Annotated in this window: 21 protein-coding genes; 12 read left to right on the top strand and 9 right to left on the bottom strand. The window is 38.9% G+C overall.

Annotated features, from left to right (window positions below):
- Positions 1-329: 329 nt before the first annotated feature.
- The 8 genes from L2716_RS15435 to dnaA form a co-directional block, all read right to left on the bottom strand.
- The gene (locus L2716_RS15435; RefSeq protein ID WP_236337747.1) at positions 330-1,397 is read right to left on the bottom strand and encodes an HD-GYP domain-containing protein; all 1,068 of its coding nucleotides are present in this window, start codon (positions 1,395-1,397) and stop codon (positions 330-332) included.
- A gap of 113 nt (positions 1,398-1,510) precedes the next feature.
- Positions 1,511-4,096, bottom strand: coding sequence for a DNA gyrase subunit A (gene gyrA / locus L2716_RS15430; protein WP_236337746.1), 2,586 nt, complete (start codon positions 4,094-4,096; stop codon positions 1,511-1,513).
- A 54-nt stretch (positions 4,097-4,150) separates the two neighbouring features.
- Positions 4,151-6,070 carry a DNA topoisomerase (ATP-hydrolyzing) subunit B gene (gyrB, locus tag L2716_RS15425; RefSeq protein ID WP_236337745.1) on the bottom strand — a complete coding sequence of 640 codons (1,920 nt, stop codon included), beginning with the start codon at positions 6,068-6,070 and terminating at the stop codon, positions 4,151-4,153.
- Positions 6,071-6,128: 58 nt separating this feature from the next.
- Positions 6,129-6,395, bottom strand: a complete 267-nt coding sequence (remB, locus tag L2716_RS15420) for an extracellular matrix regulator RemB (RefSeq protein ID WP_236337744.1) — start codon at positions 6,393-6,395, stop codon at positions 6,129-6,131.
- Positions 6,396-6,407: 12 nt separating this feature from the next.
- Positions 6,408-7,529: a DNA replication/repair protein RecF gene (recF, locus tag L2716_RS15415; RefSeq protein WP_236337743.1), complete on the bottom strand. Its 1,122-nt coding sequence runs from the start codon at positions 7,527-7,529 to the stop codon at positions 6,408-6,410.
- A 14-nt stretch (positions 7,530-7,543) separates the two neighbouring features.
- Positions 7,544-7,753, bottom strand: coding sequence for a S4 domain-containing protein YaaA (gene yaaA / locus L2716_RS15410; protein WP_236337742.1), 210 nt, complete (start codon positions 7,751-7,753; stop codon positions 7,544-7,546).
- A 99-nt stretch (positions 7,754-7,852) separates the two neighbouring features.
- On the bottom strand, positions 7,853-8,995 hold the full coding sequence (gene dnaN / locus L2716_RS15405) for a DNA polymerase III subunit beta (protein ID WP_236337741.1): 1,143 nt from the start codon (positions 8,993-8,995) through the stop codon (positions 7,853-7,855).
- A gap of 233 nt (positions 8,996-9,228) precedes the next feature.
- Positions 9,229-10,584 carry a chromosomal replication initiator protein DnaA gene (dnaA, locus tag L2716_RS15400; protein ID WP_236337740.1) on the bottom strand — a complete coding sequence of 452 codons (1,356 nt, stop codon included), beginning with the start codon at positions 10,582-10,584 and terminating at the stop codon, positions 9,229-9,231.
- Positions 10,585-11,309: 725 nt separating this feature from the next.
- Between dnaA and rpmH the strand changes: the two genes are divergently transcribed.
- The 12 genes from rpmH to L2716_RS15340 all read left to right on the top strand — a co-directional run bounded on the left by rpmH (position 11,310) and on the right by L2716_RS15340 (position 21,660).
- On the top strand, positions 11,310-11,444 hold the full coding sequence (rpmH, locus tag L2716_RS15395; protein WP_221567513.1) for a 50S ribosomal protein L34: 135 nt from the start codon (positions 11,310-11,312) through the stop codon (positions 11,442-11,444).
- Positions 11,445-11,543: 99 nt separating this feature from the next.
- On the top strand, positions 11,544-11,894 hold the full coding sequence (rnpA, locus tag L2716_RS15390) for a ribonuclease P protein component (protein WP_236337739.1): 351 nt from the start codon (positions 11,544-11,546) through the stop codon (positions 11,892-11,894).
- Between the two features lie 4 nt (positions 11,895-11,898).
- Complete coding sequence (yidD, locus tag L2716_RS15385) at positions 11,899-12,132, top strand: membrane protein insertion efficiency factor YidD (RefSeq protein WP_236337738.1); 234 nt, start codon at positions 11,899-11,901, stop codon at positions 12,130-12,132.
- 51 nt (positions 12,133-12,183) lie between these two features.
- Positions 12,184-12,960 (top strand): YidC family membrane integrase SpoIIIJ, encoded by a 777-nt coding sequence (spoIIIJ, locus tag L2716_RS15380; RefSeq protein ID WP_236337737.1) that lies wholly within the window; start codon positions 12,184-12,186, stop codon positions 12,958-12,960.
- Entirely contained in the window at positions 12,957-13,577 is a 621-nt protein-coding gene (gene jag, locus L2716_RS15375) for an RNA-binding cell elongation regulator Jag/EloR (RefSeq protein ID WP_236337736.1), read from the top strand. The genes spoIIIJ and jag overlap by 4 nt, the downstream gene beginning before the upstream one ends.
- A 314-nt stretch (positions 13,578-13,891) precedes the next feature.
- Positions 13,892-15,268 carry a tRNA uridine-5-carboxymethylaminomethyl(34) synthesis GTPase MnmE gene (gene mnmE / locus L2716_RS15370; protein ID WP_236337735.1) on the top strand — a complete coding sequence of 459 codons (1,377 nt, stop codon included), beginning with the start codon at positions 13,892-13,894 and terminating at the stop codon, positions 15,266-15,268.
- A 28-nt stretch (positions 15,269-15,296) separates the two neighbouring features.
- Complete coding sequence (gene mnmG / locus L2716_RS15365) at positions 15,297-17,186, top strand: tRNA uridine-5-carboxymethylaminomethyl(34) synthesis enzyme MnmG (RefSeq protein WP_236337734.1); 1,890 nt, start codon at positions 15,297-15,299, stop codon at positions 17,184-17,186.
- A gap of 12 nt (positions 17,187-17,198) precedes the next feature.
- A complete protein-coding gene (gene rsmG / locus L2716_RS15360) occupies positions 17,199-17,912 on the top strand; it encodes a 16S rRNA (guanine(527)-N(7))-methyltransferase RsmG (RefSeq protein WP_236337733.1) in 714 nt (237 codons plus the stop codon).
- Positions 17,913-18,023: 111 nt separating this feature from the next.
- On the top strand, positions 18,024-18,911 hold the full coding sequence (gene noc / locus L2716_RS15355) for a nucleoid occlusion protein (RefSeq protein WP_236337732.1): 888 nt from the start codon (positions 18,024-18,026) through the stop codon (positions 18,909-18,911).
- A 278-nt stretch (positions 18,912-19,189) separates the two neighbouring features.
- On the top strand, positions 19,190-19,951 hold the full coding sequence (locus L2716_RS15350; RefSeq protein ID WP_236337731.1) for a ParA family protein: 762 nt from the start codon (positions 19,190-19,192) through the stop codon (positions 19,949-19,951).
- Positions 19,944-20,792 carry a ParB/RepB/Spo0J family partition protein gene (locus L2716_RS15345; RefSeq protein WP_236337730.1) on the top strand — a complete coding sequence of 283 codons (849 nt, stop codon included), beginning with the start codon at positions 19,944-19,946 and terminating at the stop codon, positions 20,790-20,792. The genes L2716_RS15350 and L2716_RS15345 overlap by 8 nt, the downstream gene beginning before the upstream one ends.
- Before the next feature lie 130 nt (positions 20,793-20,922).
- The gene (locus tag L2716_RS15340; protein ID WP_236337729.1) at positions 20,923-21,660 is read left to right on the top strand and encodes a DUF554 domain-containing protein; all 738 of its coding nucleotides are present in this window, start codon (positions 20,923-20,925) and stop codon (positions 21,658-21,660) included.
- A 249-nt stretch (positions 21,661-21,909) separates the two neighbouring features.
- Here the strand turns inward: L2716_RS15340 and yyaC are convergent, their stop codons facing one another.
- The gene (yyaC, locus tag L2716_RS15335; RefSeq protein WP_236337728.1) at positions 21,910-22,527 is read right to left on the bottom strand and encodes a spore protease YyaC; all 618 of its coding nucleotides are present in this window, start codon (positions 22,525-22,527) and stop codon (positions 21,910-21,912) included.
- Positions 22,528-22,536 lie beyond the last annotated feature (9 nt).

Below are 22,536 nucleotides of genomic sequence, written 5' to 3'. Positions count from 1 at the left end.
TGTTTGACTTGCTCATAATTTTAAATCGAAATTGATTCAGGGTTCTTTATAAAAAGACCCGTGTTTCACGCTTGGCTTTTGTTCAGTTTTCAAAGAGCTGATTTCCGACTCGACTGCGAAATGCGCTGTCGTTTTATCGGTTTGTTTGTCGTTTTTGGCGACTTTATTAATATATCATCTCTCGAGTAGCTCGTCAACAACTTTTTTAAAATGTTTTAATGAATGTTGTTGTCGTCTCTCAAAAGCGACAATAAATAATATACCATGCGTAGCAAACAACATCAACCCTTAAATGCAAAAAAAATGAAAAGGTTAAATTCCCTTTCATTTTAAGATAATACATCTTCTATATACAGATCGTTTCGTTGCTTTAAAGAGATAATTTCTCCCGAATCTATCTTGACCATTGGTCGTGTATGAGAGTGCGGGTCAATGAAGACAATTTCTCCAACCTGATGATTTGTGAGTTTAACTTTCGTCCCTACTGAGAAATGAGAAAGTTCCCTAACAAGCAGATTTAAGATAGCTTGATCGAATTTACCGAACTGATCGAGTAACATTTGTTCAAGAACTTTAAAGGGAGATTGCTGCTTTCTATAAAGTCTTTCAGATGTCATCGCATGAAACACATCAGCAATTGCTACTACTCTACTATAAATATCCAGTTGGTTTCCTTTTGTACCTAATGGGTAACCACTACCATCTTCACGTTCGTGATGTTGAAGAACGCTAAGAATTACATTTTCTTTAATCCCTGTCATTCCTTTAAGCATTTTATAGCCTAAAATAGGATGTTGTTTAATTTCTTCATACTCTTCTTTGTTCAGTGCACTCTTTTTTGTAAGAATTCTAGGCTGCACCTTCGACATGCCGCAATCAATTAATGCCCCTGCTAAACCTATCTGAATAATATCGCCTTTGGTATATCCTAATTTCTTAGCTATGAATGAAGATATGAGGCCTACCGAAATGGCATGGTGATAAATATATTCCTTCACATTCGAAAAATGATGTAGGGATAAAATCGTTTTGGGCTTTTCTAATGCTACCTCTATTAATGGAACGATTTCTTTTCGAACTTGATACAAATCAATCGGCATTCCAGCCTGCCAATTGTTGAATTGTTTCTTATATAGAGACACAGCTTTTGTATATATCATATAGAAGTCTGCGTCACGTTTTGTTATTTCTTCTTTCACTTCAGATTTGTCAGTTTGCTGCCGATCAGTTGATTGGACCTGTTTTACATTAACTTCTTGTATGTTAAAAGCTTTCAATATTTCAATATGTTCATTTCTGATTTCAGTTCCACTCGCTACTATTGGGCGACTAGTCAGTGAGAAAACATCTTCACTAAGGATGTCACCTGTATGCAATTGATGTACATGAACTTTCAACCTAACCGCCCCTTTAATTCATGGTTCCATGTGAATCGATTATGATCATAATTTGAAAAATATGTAAGGTGGGTATTGTAAGAAACGGAGGAAAAGATTTTCCTCCGTCTTAATTACTCTTCATTTGTTTCATCATCACCAGATTTTTCTTCTTCATTACTATCATCGGTAGTTGATGATTCATTTTGAACATCGTCTTGAGAAGTTTCTTCTTCATTGGACTCTTCCCCAAGTGACTCTGCTTCTTCTTCATGCTCTTCTTCTTCGTCAACAGGGTCAACAACTGCTATGGTTGCAACTTCGACACCATCACCTAATTTAATCAATCGAACACCTTGTGTGTTGCGTCCGTATTGTGAAATATCGGCGACAGACATTCGAATGACGATTCCTGTTGTCGTAATGATCATGATTTCTTGTTCTTCGGTAACGGTTTTGAGTGCAATGACATTACCGTTTTTATCAGTAATGTTACAAGTTCGAAGCCCTATACCACCACGTGATTGGACACGGTATTCATCCATGATTGTCCGTTTTCCAAATCCTTTTTCCGTAACGATTAAGATATCACGCTCTTCTTCAGTAGAAAGAAGTTCCATACCGATTACAGCGTCACCTTCTCTTAGAGAAATCCCTTTAACACCCGTTGCGGTTCTTCCCATTGATCGAACATCGGTTTCATGGAAACGAACAGCCATTCCACTATTGGTTCCTATGATAATATCTTTCTCACCATCAGTTAGTTTGACACCGATCAGCTCATCCTCTTCACGTACGTTCAGTGCAATGAGACCACCACGACGTATGTTGGCGAATGCCGATAATGGCGATCGCTTACAAATCCCGTCTTTCGTCGTGAAGAATAGGTACCAATCATCTACAAACTCTTCAACAGGAATAATGGCAGAGATTGATTCGCCTTTTTCAATTTGAAGTAAATTGATAATTGGAATTCCTTTTGCCGTCCGGCCGAGTTCAGGAATTTCATACCCTTTCAATCGGTATACCTTTCCTAGGTTTGTAAAGAAAAGGACGGTATGGTGGGTGTTTGTCGAAAGTAGATGTTCAACAAAATCATCATCATTCGTTCCCATACCTTGAACTCCTCGACCGCCACGCTTTTGAGCACGGTATGTCGATAAAGGTAGACGTTTAATGTAACCATTATGTGTAACCGTAATCGCAATTTGCTGACGAGGGATTAAGTCTTCGTCCTCAATTGCGTTTTCACCTATTGTGATCTCTGTTCTACGGACGTCGTTGAACTTATCTTTAATTTCTAGAAGTTCAGTACGAATAATTTCAAGCACTTTTTCTTCATCAGCTAGAATCGCACGTAGTTCTTCAATCAACTTAACTAGCTCTTTATATTCATCTTCGATCTTGTCGCGTTCTAAACCTGTTAAACGCTGTAGTCGCATATCAAGAATCGCTTGAGATTGTTCGTGTGATAATGAGAACTTCTCTATCAATCCTTCACGTGCGATATCTGTCGTACGGGATCCTCGAATTAACGCAATAATCTCATCAATATGATCGAGTGCAATTCTTAATCCTTCGAGAATATGTGCGCGCGCTTCCGCCTTCTTCAATTCGAATTGTGTACGACGGCGAATAACTTCTTGTTGGTGCTTCAAATAGTAATGCAGACATTCCTTTAAATTCAGTACTTTCGGCTGCCCGTCAACTAATGCAAGTAAGTTAATTCCGAAGCTTGTTTGAAGAGCTGTCTGTTTATATAAATTATTTAAAAGAACATTTGCGTTTGCATCTCTTCGAACTTCTATGACGATGCGCATTCCAGTTCGATCGGATTCATCTCGCAGGTCTGAAATTCCTTCAATCCTTTTATCCCGAACTAACTCCGCAATTTTTTCAATTAGTTTTGCTTTGTTGACTTGATAAGGAATTTCAGTGACAATGATTGCTTTTTTGCCATTTTCCTTTTCATCAATATGTGCTTTCGCACGCGTCATGATGGAACCTCGACCTGTATGATACGCACGTTTAATGCCTTCACGGCCAAGGATTTCTCCCCCTGTTGGGAAGTCTGGACCAGGTATATATTCCATTAAATCCGTTATTTCCATATCAGGATTCTTACTTAAAGCAAGTACGCCATCAATGACCTCACCTAGTTGATGGGGCGGTATGTTCGTTGCCATCCCCACGGCAATACCCGCTGCTCCGTTTACGAGTAGGTTTGGAAAACGTCCTGGTAGGACAACAGGCTCTTGTTCACTACCGTCATAGTTTTCACGATAATTAATCGTATCTTTATGGATGTCTCGGACCATTTCCATAGCAATTTTAGACATACGAGCCTCTGTATAACGCATTGCCGCAGCAGCATCTCCGTCTACAGAACCGAAGTTACCATGTCCATCAATTAACATATTTCTATAGTTGAAATCTTGAGCCATACGTACCATTGCATCGTAAACAGCAGTATCACCATGCGGGTGATACTTACCGATTACTTCACCAACGATACGAGCAGATTTCTTATATGCTTTATCTGCAGTCATACCGAGGTCGTTCATAGCATATAGGATTCGGCGATGAACAGGCTTCAAACCGTCTCTAACGTCTGGAAGAGCACGACTGACGATTACACTCATCGCATAATCCATAAACGATGTTCTTATTTCATCGCTAATGTTTATTTCTTTCTTTCGAGATTGTTCGATATCGGTCATTTCCCGATTACCTCCAATTACACTTCATTGTCTATCTTGTATTACGAATTCGATTTATACATCGAGATTTTTTACGTATTGTGCATTTTGCTGGATGAAATCCCGGCGTGGTTCTACCTTATCACCCATAAGGATCTCGAATATCTCATCCGCTTCAATAGCGTCTTGTAGTTCGACTTGTAAGGTGGTCCGTTCTTCGGGATTCATCGTCGTTTCCCATAGTTGAGTAGGATTCATCTCACCAAGACCCTTGTAACGCTGAAGACCTGGTTTAGGTGATTTCGGAATCTCATTCATGATGCGCTCTTTCTCTTTATCGTTGTAAGCATACATCACTTTTTTACCTTGTTGAATCTTGTATAAAGGTGGTTGAGCAATGTAAATATATCCTTGTTCAATCAATGGGCGCATATATCGATAGAAAAACGTCAATAATAGCGTTCGGATATGAGCTCCGTCTGTATCCGCATCCGTCATGATGATGATTTTATGGTAACGCGCTTTTGATAGTTCAAATTCTTCACCAATGCCTGTACCTAAAGCCGTGATGATCGCACGTATTTCATTGTTAGATAAGATTTTGTCTAAGCGTGCTTTTTCAACGTTAATAATCTTTCCGCGCAGAGGAAGTATCGCTTGGAAATGACGATCGCGTCCTTGCTTAGCGGAACCTCCCGCAGAGTCACCCTCTACGATATAGATTTCTGAAATAGCAGCATCTTTAGAGGAGCAATCAGCTAACTTACCAGGTAGTGCAGAAACCTCTAATGCACTTTTACGTCTCGTCAATTCACGAGCCTTCTTCGCTGCTAGTCTTGCACGTAATGCCATGCTTCCTTTTTCAACGATTTGTTTCGCTACTGAAGGATTTTCATATAGAAATTGAGAGAACTTTTCACCGAATACAGACTCCGTAACCGTCCGTGCCTCTGCATTCCCTAACTTCGTTTTCGTTTGTCCTTCAAATTGTGGGTCTGGATGCTTAATCGAAATAATTGCAGTTAAACCTTCACGTACATCATCACCTGAAAGGTTTCCGTCTTCTTTCAAGAGGTTGTTCTTTCTCGCATAATCATTAATGACACGAGTTAAAGATGTTTTGAAACCATATTCATGGGTTCCACCCTCGTGCGTGTTAATGTTATTTGCAAATGAATATAAGTTACTTGCAAAGCTGTCATTGTATTGGACTGCAATCTCAACAGAGATCTCATCTCGTACACCTTCTACGAAAATCGGCTCATGAAGCGTCTCTTTCGAACGATTAATGTGCTCGACATAAGACTTAATACCACCTTCATAATGATAAACGTGCTCTGCATGTTCGCCCCGTTTATCCTCGGCAATGATCTTCAACCCGCGATTCAAGAATGCGAGTTCTCGTAAACGATGGGATAAGATTTCAAAATCGTATTCTTGTGTTTCTGTGAAAATTTCAGTATCAGGAACGAAATGAGTAACTGTTCCAGTAATATCAGTCTCACCAATCACCTTAAGGTCTGCAGCTGGAACACCTCGGTTAAACATCTGATAATGAATCTTCCCATCACGATGCACCTTTACCTCAAGCTTAGAAGATAAAGCATTAACAACGGATGCACCAACACCGTGCAGTCCCCCGGAAACTTTATAACCGCCTCCACCGAATTTACCGCCGGCATGCAGGACAGTCATAATAACTTCTACAGCTGGTCTGCCCATTTTTTCATGGGTACCTACTGGAATTCCACGTCCATTATCCTGAACGGTAATACTGTTATCTTCTTCTACGGTTACACGAATTTCGTCACAATAACCTGCTAGTGCTTCGTCAATACTATTATCAACGATTTCCCAAATAAGGTGATGAAGTCCCCTTTTACTCGTCGATCCAATATACATCCCCGGACGTTTTCTAACTGCTTCTAATCCTTCGAGAACTTGAATCTGGCTTTCATCATATGATTGTTTCTGTAAATCTTGGTCAATACTCATATTTTTCACCTGCTTCTTTTTTCGAACATCCTTAAAATCTCATATATGATTTCCGAATTTAACTGTTTAACAGTTTTTCGAAATTATTGTTGATTTTCGCTCGTCGTTTCAGAGTGATTGAAGATAAGGGAGACAAAAATACTTCTTGAGTGGTCAGCACGATCGATTTGATCAATTCGTCACTAATCGTCTCTAGATTTTGATGCTCTTTATGATAGTTAAGAAATTCAAGCGTATCCTCTGATTCCTTTGCAATTTCATAGTCGAAGATTGCAACCACATCTCTCGATTGCACGACGACATTTTCGCCTAAATGAATAAACAAGGATTGCTCACCTCACTTTATTAAAGCCGCTGTCCCATTTTCAACGTTAAATAGACTTGCACTCTTCAATGTATCGTGCTCAATGCCTTCTACACTGGTAGTGGTGACAAATGTCTGTACTTTTCCTTGAATCGTATTCAATAAGTGGGACTGGCGGTTGTCATCCAGTTCTGATAATACATCATCTAACAATAGAAGTGGATATTCACCAACTTCAGATTTAATCAACTCAATTTCAGCTAGTTTCAAAGATAAAGCTGTCGTCCGTTGTTGACCCTGCGATCCGTATGTCTGAACATCCTTGTCGTTCACATAGAGTGCGAGGTCATCTCGGTGTGGACCAACCAAGGTTGTACCTCGATCCATTTCTTTTTCTTTTATTTTATCAAATTTTGTTTCGTATTCTTCTATTATTTTCGTCATATCAGCTGAATCTGATACCTGTACAGAAGATTTGTATTGAATTTCTAGTGATTCTTGATTTCGGGTAATGCCCGAATGAATAGGTGAAGCCCATTCTTGAAGCATTTGAAGAAACTCATGACGTTTATAAACAATTTTCACAGCATGCTCAATTAGCTGTTCTGTTAAAATATCTAACATGATTTCTTGTTCTTCTTTACGTCTTCGTTGTAAATCACGCAACAAATGGTTCCTCTGTTGTAGGATCTTTTGATATTGACTGAGATGATGTAAGTATAGAGGACTGATTTGGCCAATCTCCATATCAATAAAACGACGTCGCACCTGAGGGCTGCCTTTGACTAAGTTCAAATCCTCAGGTGCAAACATGACGATGTTCAATGCGCCTATATAATCGGTCAATCTACGCTGTTCGATATGGTTATATTTTGCTTTTTTCCCTTTTTGACTAATAACGATTTGTAATGATAATGGTCCGTTCCGTTTTTGGACCCTACCTTCTATTTTACCATACTCAGAGTCCCAACGTATTAATTCTTTATCACGAGGTGTACGATGGGACTTTGCGAAACCTAGAACATAAATCGCCTCCATGATATTTGTTTTGCCTTGAGCGTTTTCACCAATGAAAACATTCACATGATCTTGAAAGCTAATTTCTTGGGTTTCATAGTTTCGATAGTTTTTCAGTTGTAATTCTTTTAAATGCAAAGGGAATCCCCCATTCAACGTGTTACGACAAAGGATCCTGTTCCTGGTAGAGTCACCGTATCACCTTCATACAATTTCCTTCCTCTACGCTGTTCGGGTTCGTCGTTCACTAACACTACATGTTCTGCTAAATACCATTTTACCATTCCACCGGATTGAATCACATCTGCTTGTTTAAGTAGTTGTTGAAGCGTTATATATTCTGTCGTAATTTGAATATCCATTTATTCTGACACCTCCTATTTAGAAAAGCATAAGCACCTTTTGTGCAAGAAAAGCTACTAGGACATCTTTCTTTCGTCACTAGTAGCTCTTCCTATGAATTAATAAGTTCTAACTGGCAGAATCAGTTGTGTAATGGATCGTTCTTCAATTGGGTTGAGGACGAATGGTCTCATTGCCCCAGTGAATTGGATTTGTACTTCTGAACAATCCATCGCTTTTAGAGCATCCATCATATATTTTGCACTGAAAGAAATCTTTAATTCGTCTCCCTCTAACGATTCGGTTTTCACATGATCGAATACTTTCCCGATCTCTGGTGAGTTAGAGGATATTTCAACTTGGTCTTGGTCCATTGTTGAAAGCTTGACGACATTATTTCTTCCCTCTTTAGCAAGTAATGAGGCACGATCAATCGCTTGAAGAAATTCCTTCGTTGACACAATCATGACCGTTTTTGAATCATTTGGTATTAGCTTAGATGTGTCTGGATAATTCCCATCGAGCAATCTTGAGAAGAAGAGAATATTTTTCGCTTTAAACAAGACCTGGCTCTCCGTCAAAATAATGTCGATCAATTCACTCGAATCATCCAAAATCTTAGAAAGCTCTGTCAAACTCTTGCCAGGAATAACGACTTCTGAAAAATCCATATCCTCAGACGATGCTTCTACCGTAGCACTTCTCGATGCAAGTCGGTGACTATCTGTCGCGACGCATTTTAATTCATTGTCTTCAATTCGCCAGTTTACACCTGTCAAGATAGGGCGTGTTTCTGACACGGACACTGCGAATACAGTTTGTCGTATCAATGTTTTTAGAAGGTCTGCCTGGATGCTGAATCGATTATTTTCTTGCACTTCCGGTAATCGTGGATATTCTTGAGGATCTAATCCATTTAAATTAAATTCTGATGACCCTGATCGTATATGGGTAGAAAATCTATCATATACTTCAATTTCTATTTTCGAATCAGGAAGTTTCTTAACTATTTCAGAGAAGAAGCGCGCTTGTAAAACGATGCTACCAGGCTTTTCGATCGTGACATTTACATGATCATCCTCTTCTGCTGGTACAAAACGTTCTATAGAGATATCTGAATCACTGCCTGTTAACGTAACTCCATCCTCATGTGCTTCTATCTTAATTCCAGTAAGTATGGGGATCGTTGTTCGAGTAGAAACAGCTTTCATAACATCTTGTACACTGTTGACCAGCTGTTCTCGGGTAATTATGAATTTCATGAATCTTTTCCTCCTCAACAGAGAGAATTGGCGCTCTCTTTTCTCAATCTCATTCATCCAATTTCGGAGACATATTATTCTTTATTAATAAATAAAATATAGCAGTAATAATAGTAGGGCCTGTGATTTTGTGGATAAGTAGCTGAACCCCTTCACAGCAAGGTTATCCACATGTGGACAGGTTGTGAATAAGATGTTCCGGAAAAAGCATGTTATTAACAGTTGTTCACAGTTCAGTTTTTCAGTGCGTCGCGAATTTCTTTTATTTTGTTTTGGAAATGCTGATCAGAAGCAATTAATTTTGATATCTTTTCATGTGCATGAATGACAGTCGTATGGTCTCTTCCACCAAATTCTTCACCGATTTTTGGTAATGAAAAATCAGTCATTTCTCTAGAAAGATACATGGCAATTTGACGAGGAAATGCAACTGTCTTGGTTCTCTTCTTTGCTTTAAAATCCTCTAAACGAACATCGAACTTTTCTCCAACCATTTCTTGAATATCATGAATCGTCAACGTTCTTGGTTTAGAAGAAGGAATAATATCTTTAAGTGCTTCTGCTGCTAAGTCTGCGTTCATATCTTGATTAATAAGTGATGAATACGCAACAACTCGAATTAACGCGCCTTCTAATTCTCGAATATTCGTATCTATTTGATTTGCGATGTATAGCATCACTTCATTAGGTATATCAAGCCCTTCCGCTTTGGCTTTCTTGCGGAGGATTGCGATACGTGTTTCTAAATCTGGCGGAGTGATGTCCGTAATCAAACCCCATTCAAAACGTGATCGTAATCTGTCTTCAAGTGTCGGAATTTCCTTAGGTGGTCGATCACTTGAAATAACAATTTGCTTACTTTCTTCATGTAAAGCATTAAATGTATGAAAAAATTCTTCTTGGGTTTGTTCTTTTCCAGCTAAGAATTGAATATCATCAATTAGCAATACATCTACATTTCGAAATTTGTTTCTAAAATCAACTGTTTTGTTGTCACGAATAGAATTGATAAATTCGTTCGTGAATTTCTCTGAAGATAAATAAACCACTTTTGCATTCGGTTTATGGTCAATTACATAATGACCAATCGCATGCATTAAGTGCGTTTTCCCTAGTCCAACTCCCCCATAAATAAATAATGGATTGTACGCTTTAGCAGGTGCTTCAGCTACAGCAAGTGATGCAGCATGCGCAAAGCGGTTTCCTGATCCAATTACGAATGTGTCGAACGTATATTTTGGATTTAACATACTTTGAGATAAATTTTCTTCTGATTGTTCTGCGGCAACCCTTGCTTTCTTCTTAGAAGCCTGCTCTAGGTCGATCTCGTCTTGAGATTGATTTTGTGGAATGATGAATTTCACGGATAATTTCGTTCCGGTAATACTATCCAATGTCTCTGATATTAAGTTTGAATAGCGTGATTCTAACCAGTCGCGAGCAAATTCATTTGGAGCTGTAATAATGAGTGTGTCGTTTTGTAGCGAATGAGCGTTCGTTGACTTCAGCCAAGTTTCGAAGCTCGGCTTGCTTAACTTTTTTTCAATTTCGCCCAAAGCCTTGTTCCATAAATCAGTGATATTTTCCATCATCACCCTCCTTTTTTGTCGAAAATAAATAAAGGTATGTACATGGCTCACGTACTACACCATATCGTTATCTCTATTCGTTCACAAGTATTGTGAATAACTATTAATATAGAAGAAACAGGAGATATATTCTGTATACACAAATGTGTGGACAAGCTTATACACAACCGTGCACGAGTGTCCACATTTTTATCCACACGCTGTGGATAAGATATTTATTTAAGGAAGTTTTGAACGTACTAAAACACAATAATCATATCAAAAGGAACCTGTTGTTGCAATGAGTTTTTTATGGTTATCCACATTTACAACACCTTGTGAAGAAAAGTTTTCCACAGCACTATATTTTGTGTGTAATTTGTCGATAAACGTTGTGGATAGCAAAAAATGTGTCGATTATTTATCCACAACAGAACATTTACTATTTGTACGATCATTTTTTCTGAACTGTTGATAACTTTATAGTGAAAAATGATAGGTGATCTATTTGAGGAAAATTGTGAGCATAGAATGGAGAAAAGATAGAGGACAAGTTTAAATAATGGATGGACAAGTGTGATCCATTAATGACCAGTAGATGGAATACAATAGAAAACAAATTATACGAAAACAGCCCAAACATTTAAGAGAAGCTTGACAGAAACTGCAGATGTTCTTATAATTACAAAGACTGTCTAAAAGCAATTTTTTAATTGTACCTGAAATCCTCGAGGAGGTGTAAATACATGAAACCTACATTTCAACCAAATAATCGTAAGCGTAAGAAAGTACACGGGTTCCGTGCGCGTATGAGTACTAAGAATGGACGTAAAGTTCTTGCTCGTCGTCGTCAAAAAGGAAGAAAAGTATTATCTGCCTAGGCCACTGGATAAACAGTGGTCTTTTTTCACTGTCATGAAACATTCAATTTTCGACAGTGTTATGGATCTAAGTAAAGTGCTAGTACGGAGTGAATCCGAATGAAAAAAAAGTATCGAATAAAGAAGAACGATGAATTTCAAAAGGTTTTCCGAAATGGAGAATCCTTCGCTAATCGACAATTCGTCGTTTATTTTCTTAAAAAATCGGATCAAGACTATTTTAGATTAGGCTTGTCCGTTAGTAAAAAAATCGGGAACGCAGTTACACGAAATAGAGTAAAGCGTTACGTACGTGAAGCTTTTCATGAATTAGAAAAAGATATTCGGATTTCATATGACTATGTGATTATCGCAAGAAAACCAACCTCTAGTATGGATTTTCATGAAGTGAAGAGTAGTTTAATCCATGTGATGAAACGTTCCAAGCTTTTGAAAGTATCGAGAGGATAAAGGTATGAAATATATATTCATGGTACTTATCCAATTTTACCGGAAATGCATTTCACCATTTACTCCACCATCGTGTCGATTCTATCCAACCTGTTCATCCTATGGTTTGGAAGCAGTAGAGAAGCATGGTGCTATTGTTGGAGGGTGGTTGACGTTGAAACGGATTTTGAAATGTCATCCGTTTCATCCTGGGGGATTTGATCCTGTACCTGAAAAGGAGAAGATGGGACGGGAATAACCTTTTTTATATATTGTGAAAAGAGGTACCGTTGTAAGGAGGATTTAGCAAGTGAGAAAGAGAATAGGCTTAATAATTCCGGCCATTTTCATGGTTATGGTATTAGCAGGGTGTTCACTTGACAAGCCCATAAATGATAAAAGCACTGGATTCTGGGACGAGTATATCGTCTATCCATTGTCTTGGTTGATTACTGAGGTATCTGAGTTCTTCAATTCAAACTATGGACTTGGAATTGTCATTGTTACATTGTTGATTCGTTTAGTCTTATTACCATTAATGATTAAACAAACGAAAAGTTCAATGGCTATGCAGCAAATCCAGCCAGAAATTAAAGCTTTACGTGAGAAATACAGTTCAAAAGACCAAAAGACACAGCAGAAATTACAACAAGAAACGATGCAACTGTTCCAAAAAAATGGTGTGAATCCTTTAGCAGGTTGTATGCCGTTGATTATCCAAATGCCTATTCTATTAGGCTTTTATCATGCTATTATGCGGACAGAGGAAATCGCTAATCATAACTTCTTATGGTTTGATTTAGGAAATCCTGATCCAATATACTTATTACCTTTAATTGCAGGTGTGACAACCTATCTACAACAAAAAATCATGATGGGCGGATCTGATGCAATGTCAGCTAATCCGCAAATGAAGATGATGCTTTACATCATGCCAGTCATGATTGTTGTATTTGCAGTAACATTTCCAGCTGCACTTTCCCTTTATTGGGTAGTCGGGAACTTATTCATGATTGCACAAACCTATTTTATTACCCTTCCTATGAAAAAAAAGGAAAGTGATGTAACAGGGGGCGCGAAAAAGTGAAGCAAGTAACGATATCGAGCAAGTCAGTAGAAGAAGCGATTCAAGAAGCCGTAGCGCAGTTACAGACATCTGAAGATAAGGTAGAAGTTTCGATATTAGAGGAATCGAAGAAAGGTTTTCTCGGATTAGGTTCAAAGCCTGCAGTCGTTCAAGTTACTCTTAAACCAGATCCGATTGGTGAGTCGATCCAATTTTTGAAAAGTGTTGCTTCAAAAATGGGGGTTGAGCTTTCCGTCGAGGTTTTAGAGGATGAAGATGCAACCATTTTGAATCTAGTAAGTGAAAAAATAGCGATTCTAATAGGTAAGCGTGGTCAAACGCTCAATTCATTGCAGTATTTGACCAATTTAGTTGCTAATAAATCGTCAAATGAATACCAACGCATTATCTTAGATGCTGAAAATTACCGTGAGCGTCGAAAAGAAACGCTAGAAAGACTTGCCCATCGTTTGGCTTCAAAAGCGTTAAAGATCAACAAGAAAGTTTCCTTAGAGCCAATGCCTTCTATGGAACGTAAAATTATCCATATGACATTGAAATCTAATCATAAAGTTCAAACTTCATCTGAAGGTAGTGAACCTCACCGTCGAGTGATCATTAAGCCTACTTCGATGTAAGAGAACGAACATTGAAAAGTGTCTCATTCCAGATCCTAATGCTAGGAGAAGGGATAGACACTTTTTTTATTGCATTTAGATTGATTCTTGCTTAGGAAAGAATTAAACTAGTAAGTTGTGGATAAGTTTGTTTTTAACTCAAAAAAGGTCGATCAATAATTATCCACAGTGGATAAACGAAATACACAACGAAGTTCATGTTATATAATGTAACGATTATAGAAGATAGATAATTTATAGAAATACAAAAGTATGCTAATCTGTTGTGTTAGGAAGTATGAATCGGGAAAACATAGAGAAAAGAGGTGAAAACGATGGAAGGAGATACGATCACAGCAATATCCACCCCTATGGGGGAAGCTGCAATTGCCATCGTTCGATTGAGTGGTGAAAACGCGCTCGACATTGCTGATCAAATGTTTCGTGGAAAACAATCATTAAAAGAAGTAGATAGCCACACCATACATTATGGGTTTATTATTGATCCAGATACGCAGGAAAAAGCAGAAGAAGTCATGGTGACGGTCATGAGAGCACCGAAGACTTTTACGCGTGAAGATGTGATTGAAATTAATTGCCACGGTGGACTCATCTCAGTCAATCGTGTTCTTGAAATTGCATTGAGCGGAGGCGCTCGACTTGCTGAGCCTGGTGAATTTACAAAACGAGCTTTTCTAAATGGTCGAATTGATCTTTCTCAAGCTGAAGCGGTTATGGACTTAATTCGTGCGAAAACAGATCGAGCGATGAATGTTGCATTGAATCAAATGGAAGGTCGGTTGTCTAATTTGATTCAAAAGCTTCGACAAACTTTACTTGAGACTGTCGCACACGTTGAAGTTAACATCGATTATCCGGAATATGATGCAGAAGAAATGACGCATCAACTGTTAATAGAGAAGCTAGGATATGTTCAAAATGAAATTGATTCTCTACTCCAAACGGCAGAACAAGGGAAAATTTTACGAGAAGGATTGTCTACGGTCATAATTGGACGTCCGAATGTCGGAAAATCGTCCTTACTCAACAGTCTTGTTCATGAAAACAAAGCAATCGTCACAGACATTCCTGGTACGACAAGGGATGTCATAGAGGAATATGTCAATGTTCGAGGTGTTCCACTTAGACTTGTAGATACAGCAGGTATCCGTGAAACAGAAGATATTGTTGAGAGAATAGGTGTAGAACGATCGCGTAAAGTATTGAAAGAGGCTGACTTGATTCTATTGCTCTTGAATAATGGTGAAGCCTTAACGGATGAAGACCGAAAATTATTTGAGGCGGCACGTGGGATGGACGTAATCGTCATTGTAAATAAGACCGATTTAACTCCAGAAATCGACATGGATGAAGTTCGTCGTTTAGCATCCGATCATCCAGTCGTCAGTACATCTATTAAAGAAGAAGAAGGCATCGACGAATTAGAAGAATCCATTAAAGAGCTGTTCTTCTCAGGAAGTGTCGAGTTAGGGGACATGACGTATGTTTCCAATTCAAGACATATCTCTTTGTTAAAACAAGCAAAACGATCGTTACAAGAAGCCTTTCATGGTATAGAGTCTGGACTTCCAGTTGATATGGTTCAGATTGACATTACTAGAACGTGGGAAATTTTAGGTGAAATTGTTGGAGATACTGTATCAGAAAGTTTAATTGATCAGTTATTCTCGCAATTCTGTCTCGGGAAATAATCAAGGAACAAAAATAGGAGGTTCCGATATGAAACGATATGATGCGGGTACATTTGATGTCATTGTTGTTGGTGCAGGTCATGCAGGGGTAGAAGCTGCATTGGCTTCAGCAAGAATGGGGGCTAGTACGCTCGTATTGACGTTGAATTTGGATACAATTGCTTATATGCCTTGTAATCCATCAGTAGGTGGTCCTGCTAAAGGGATCGTCGTTCGAGAAATCGACGCGCTTGGTGGGGAAATGGCAAGAAATATTGATAAGACCCATATCCAAATGAAAATGTTGAATACTGGAAAAGGTCCTGCAGTACGTGCTTTACGTGCACAAGCAGATAAGTTCCTTTACCAGAATGAAATGAAAAAGACGATGGAACAAGAAGAAAACTTGACCCTCCGACAAGGTATGGTTGAGGAGTTAATTATAGAAGACGGCGTATGTAAAGGAGTCGTTACGAAGACTGGGTCTGCCTATTATGCGGAAAGTGTCGTTGTGACTACTGGAACGTATTTAAGAGGTAAAATTATTATAGGTGAGCTGACATATGAAAGTGGACCGAATAACATGCAGCCATCCATTAATCTCTCACATGATTTGCAGAAACAAGGATTCAACATGGTGCGTTTTAAGACCGGTACACCACCACGGGTAAATTCAAATACAATTGATTACAGTAAAACAGAAATGCAACCAGGTGATGATCAGCCAAGAGCTTTCTCTTATGAGACTTCGGAATACATTACGGACCAAATCCCTTGCTGGCTCACGTATACGGGGGAAGTAACGCATGAGTTAATCAATGCCAACCTAGAACGCTCTCCGATGTATTCTGGTATGATTGAAGGAACAGGTCCAAGATATTGTCCTTCCATTGAAGATAAAATCGTTCGATTCAATGATAAACCTCGTCATCAAATCTTCCTAGAACCTGAAGGACGAAACACTGAAGAAGTGTATGTACAAGGACTTTCAACGAGTCTGCCTGAAGATGTTCAACGGAAGATATTAGCAACGATTCCAGGGCTTGAAAAATCCGAAATGATGCGTGCGGGCTATGCGATTGAATACGATGCAATTGTTCCGACCCAATTATGGCCATCACTTGAGACTAAGTTAGTGAACAATTTATTTACTGCTGGCCAATTGAATGGAACAAGCGGGTATGAAGAAGCAGCAGGTCAAGGTATAATGGCTGGTATTAATGCAGCTCGAAAATCTAAAGGTGAAGAGCCCCTTATTTTGGATCGTTCTGAAGCCTATATTGGTGTATTAATCGATGATCTTGTAACCAAGGGTACAAATGAGCCGTATCGATTACTCACTTCAAGAGCTGAGTATCGATTATTATTGCGTCATGATAATGCGGATCTTAGACTCACAGAGATCGGTTATGATATTGGGTTGATTCCTGAAGCTCGTTACCAACGATTTTTATATAAAAAAGAACAAATCGCAGAAGAAATTAATCGTCTCGAGCATACGTCCGTTAAACCAGACGAAGAAACTCAGGCGATCCTTGAAAAAGCAGGAAGCAGTGCATTGAAAGAACCTATGAGTGCAGCGTCACTTTTAAGAAGACCGGAAATCACATATGACGTGATTCGAAGGATTGCACCGGCTGAGCAAGAGGTACCAGACGTTGTAGGCGAACAAGTTGAGATACAGACAAAGTATGCAGGTTATATCGATAAGCAGCTTCAACAAGTGGAAAAAGTAAAGAAAATGGATGAGAAGAAAATTCCTGAAGGTATTGATTATGATGCGATTAATGGCCTAGCATCTGAAGCTAAGCAGAAGCTATCAGAAGTTCGTCCGTTATCTGTCGGACAAGCTTCCCGCGTTTCAGGTGTTAACCCTGCGGATATATCAATTCTACTCGTCTATCTTGAACAAGGTAAGATTGCAAAACTTGCCAAGTAATGGGGGTCCCCTATGAATATTGAACAATTTCAACACATGCTGGAGGAGAAAGGTATTAACCTTTCTCCAGACCAGCTTCATCAATTTGATACATATTACAAGACATTAGTAGAGTGGAATGAAAAGATGAACCTGACAGCTATAACGGATCGGGAAGGTGTATATTTGAAACACTTTTACGACTCTATCACCGCTGCATTTCATTTTGATTTTACGAAGGTGACAAAAGTCTGTGATGTAGGAGCGGGTGCAGGATTTCCAAGCATCCCACTGAAAATTTGTTTTCCACACTTAGATGTTACAATCGTTGATTCATTGAATAAACGGATTACGTTCCTTGAACACCTTTCTAAACAATTGAATTTAACAAATACTCATTTTTACCATGATCGAGCTGAAACGTTTGCGAAGAATAAATCGCATCGCGAAGGCTATGATCTTGTTACGGCTCGAGCGGTAGCGCGTCTTTCTGTACTAACAGAATTATGTCTTCCATTAGTCCGAGAGAACGGAACATTCCTGGCAATGAAAGCAGCCAATGCATCCGATGAATTGGAAGATGCTAAGAATGCCATTCATTTATTGGGTGGTCGTTTTGAGCAGTTGGAACAACTCCACCTTCCAATTGAAGAAAGTGAACGAAATTTAATTTTCGTCCGAAAACAAAAATCGACACCGAAAAAATACCCTAGAAAGCCTGGTACACCGAATAAAGCCCCACTTTAGTTACACGTGAAACATCCTATTTTGTCGGAAGAAAGATACCCCTTGATGAAAGGAAATAGGAATCAGCCTGTAGAAAGTTATGTATGGAGTTTGATAAAGGTGGTGTAAGTGATGAAACATCCGTTTTCACGATTGTTTGGTCTAGGAGAGAAGACTTCTGAGGCTGAAGAGGGTTCTGTTGAAGCTGAATCGAATGTAGAAGAAGAGTTTAGTGGAAACGAAGAAGTGCTTCAAATACCAATCAAAGATATAGTACCTAACCGATACCAGCCACGTACGGTCTTTATTGATGAACGTATAGAAGAATTATCTCAGACGATTAAAACACATGGTATTATACAGCCGATCGTAGTGAGGCGTCGGGAAGAGCAATACGAAATTATAGCTGGTGAACGCCGTTACCGTGCAGTACAAAAGCTCGGTTGGTTGACGATACCAGCGATCGTCAAAGAATTTAACGAATCTCAAACTGCTTCGATTGCATTGATTGAGAATTTACAAAGAGAAGAATTGTCAGCTGTCGAAGAAGCAACTGCATATGCTAAATTGATTGAAATACACGGTCTAACACAGGAGAGTCTAGCTCAACGCCTAGGGAAAGGGCAATCAACAATTGCCAATAAGCTTAGGCTGTTAAAGTTGCCACAAGCGGTTCAGAATGCCCTGTTGAATAAAGAAATTACAGAACGTCATGCCAGAGCGCTCATTTCTTTGAAAGTACCTGAAAAACAAGAAAAAGTGCTTGCGGAAATTAAAGAGCGTAGTTTAAATGTAAAGCAGACAGAAGAGCGGATTAAACAGTTGCTAGAGGCTGAAAATCCAGATAAGAAGGCGAAACCAAAGCCGAAAAGAAAATCTGTTAGTAAAGATATGCGTTTAGCAATGAATACAATCCGACAATCTATTGATATGGTCCACCAAACGGGTCTAACCATTGATACAGAGGAAGAGGATCTGGAAGATTGCTACCAAATTACAATCAGAATTCCTAAGAAATAATCGTTAGATTGACTGATTACTAGGACTAGCTACCATTTACGGAGCTAGTCTTATTTGTATTTAGTAATTGATCTTCGACTAAAAGCAGCCACGTTCTGGGCCTAAGGTCGAAGCCAGTACATCCTGTACAAGTGAGCGAGGAGGAAGCGAATATATTTCTGTGGCAATCAAAGAAAACAACAAGGAATACAAAAAGAGCGTTCTAAAAAAGTCCATTGGCCTTCGAGTATTATGATAGAATAAGAAAAAAGTAGTGTAGGGTAAGGGTAGGTGACATTGTGGCGAAAGTCATTGCAATTGCTAACCAAAAGGGCGGAGTTGGCAAAACGACCACATCAGTAAATCTTGGTGCGTGTTTAGCCTATTTAGGAAAAAAGGCGTTATTAATTGATATAGACCCTCAGGGTAATGCCACGAGTGGGGTAGGTATAGATAAAGGTGATATTGATCAGTGCATATACGATGTTCTTGTCGATGATTTAGATGCTCGCAAAGTCGTTCATCAAACCAACGTAGAAGGATTATCTGTCATTCCTTCTTCTATTCAACTTGCTGGTGCAGAAATTGAGCTCGTACCGACCATTTCTCGAGAGGTGCGTTTGAAGCGTGCGATTGATCAAATTAGTAATCAATTTGATTATGTAATCATTGATTGTCCACCTTCTCTTGGTTTATTGACGATCAATTCATTAACAGCTGCTGATGCAGTCCTCATTCCTGTACAATGTGAGTACTATGCGCTAGAAGGATTAAGCCAATTACTTAACACAGTACGATTAGTTCAAAAACACCTCAACACGGAGTTAATGATTGAAGGTGTGTTGCTTACGATGTTTGATGCGAGAACCAATTTAGGTATTCAAGTGATAGAAGAAGTTAAGAAATATTTCCAAGATAAAGTGTACCGTTCAGTCATTCCTAGGAATGTACGTCTAAGTGAAGCACCAAGCCATGGCAAACCGATTATTATTTACGACCCGAAATCCCGGGGAGCAGAAGTTTATTTAGAGCTCGCAAAGGAAGTGATGTCGAATGGCTAAAGGTTTAGGAAAAGGAATTAATGCGTTTTTTCCTCCGAATGAATCACATCAAGAGAATGAGATCCAAGAGGTTAAAATGAATGAAATACGACCCAACCCTTATCAACCAAGGAAGACATTTAATCAAGATGCGATAGAAGAATTGAAAGAGTCTATTAAAGAATATGGAATTCTACAACCTATTGTAGTAAGAAAGAGCATTAAGGGTTATGAAATAGTAGTAGGGGAGCGGAGGTATCGCGCTGCCAAAGAATGTGGACTTAAGAAAATACCTGTTTTGGTGAGAGACTTGAATGATCAGAATATGATGGAGCTCGCTCTCATTGAAAACCTGCAACGGGAAGATCTAAATCCAATTGAGGAAGGACAAGCTTACGCTAGCCTGATGAAAGAATTAGATCTAACCCAAGAACAATTGGCCAGCCGATTAGGAAAGAGTCGTCCCCATATCGCTAATCATTTACGCCTATTGCAGCTACCATCGCTCGTTCAGCAAATGTTAGCCGAAAAGGAACTCAGCATGGGTCACGGCAGAGCCTTATTGGCATTAAAAAATAAAGCGAAAGTATCCGCAATCGTACAAAGGATCACAAAAGAAAACTTAAGTGTTCGACAAGTAGAAATGCTAGTCCAGCAAATGAATCAAAATGTTTCACGTGAAACGAAAGAGCCAAAACAAGAGAAGAATGTTTTTGTGAAAGAGAAAGAGGAAAATCTAAGAGCCCGATTCGGAACATCTGTAACGATCAAACAGAAGAAACAAAAGGGAAAAATTGAAATTGATTTTTTCTCAAAAGATGATCTAAACCGGATATTGGATTTACTAGAAGGCAGAGAGTGACAGAAACCATCCGTGAAGATGGTTTTTCTTTTCGAACAATATCGATGTGTATGGAGAAGGGAGACCTTGATCCATTGGTGATTTAGTCGATTATTAAACAAGTTATAGTTTGTGAGAAAGTAGGGGAACCATGGTACTTCTAGGAACAATCGTAAATGGGTTAGCCATTGCCATTGGTACGCTGTTTGGGTTGATTTTTACGAAAATCCCTGAAAGCACGAAGACAACAGTATTACAAGCAATGGGTCTAGCTGTAGTTCTACTCGGCATAAAAATGGGACTGCAAAGCAACCATATCCTTATTGTTATTATTAGTCTTGCGCTAGGTGGTGTCATTGGAGAGAGTCTCCGATTAGATGATCACTTAAATGCACTCGGTTCTTGGATTGAACGTAAATCAGGTGCAAAACGCGAAGGAAGTGTAGCAAAAGCATTTGTAACGGCTACATTAGTATTTGTAATTGGTGCGCTTTCGGTTGTCGGAGCGCTGGATAGTGGGCTAAGACTTGATCATGAGGTGCTTTATACGAAGGCTTTAATTGATGCGTTCATATCCATGATTTTTACTACGACGATGGGATTTGGTGTTATATTTTCAGCTGTTCCTGTTGTTTTGTATCAAGGGACGATCGCATTAATGGCGACTCAAATCCAAAGCTTATTCAGTCCCGATCAGCTGGACGTGTTAATTACAGAATTGACTGCAACCGGAGGCATATTGATTTGTGCTATTGGCTTGAACCTACTGAAAGTATTACATGTGAAAGTATTGAATCTTCTCCCAAGCCTATTAATCGCTGGGGTACTGATCTATTTCTTGCCGTATAAAAAAGTGATCTTAGACTTTTTTTCATTTATACCATTTTAAACAAAAGGGATCCTGTTAACTTTGGTAGTTAACCAAAGAAAGGGGATGTCCCAAAACATCTATGAAATAGTTGTATGGGGCATCCTATTTTCGTTAAAAAGATGGTTAATGTGCATATATCGAGATTATCGTGCATATATCGAAATTATCGTGCATATATCGAAATTATCGTGCATAAACGGTTAAACACAAAAAAGAGCTTCCCATTAAGGACATCAAAATCCTTTTGGGTCAGCTCTTTACATTTTCCTAATGTAATTCTGCGATATCTTTTGTAATGGGGCGTTCTGGTGGTCGCTTTTGAAAGCTTTTCCTCAAACTGGACAGATAAATGCCCTCTGCAATCGAATCGGCCATCTTCATGACTAGATTCAATCGCGTATTTTGTAAAACGAAATATTCCATGAATCCACTCACGTTAACAATACCGGTCATGTGAATGTCACCAACTGGTGGAAGTTGTTTTTTGACTGCTGCTCCAGGTTTGACTGGTCCTTCTCCTAATGAAATCATCCCAACACTACTTAACTTCCCTAAGCAAGCATCGATTCCAATAATAAAAGGATTAATATGTGCTTTCTCAATTTGCGCTAGCTTTTCCTCTAAATTAACCGCATGAACAGGGTCTTCTAGGGTCCCATAAACTTCGTAAAACGCAGAATGCTTTGCTTTTAATTTAGTACCGACCAGTGGCCCTAAAGAGTCGCCGGTTGAACGATCTGTTCCAATACAAACAATTACAATTGGACGACCACTCGGTAACAGCTTGACTAAATTACGTGTAACTTCTTGGACCGCATCTTCATCCTCATGATGAATTTTATATTGAAACGGCTTTTTTGAAAGTATTCTCCGTTTTAGATTCATAGGACCCTC

The sequence above is a fragment of the Pseudalkalibacillus berkeleyi genome (genome assembly GCF_021608225.1).
Classification (GTDB): Bacteria; Bacillota; Bacilli; order Bacillales; family Fictibacillaceae; genus Pseudalkalibacillus; species Pseudalkalibacillus berkeleyi.
Note: the sequence above shows the minus strand (reverse complement) of the source record. Positions and strands in the feature narration are given on the sequence as shown.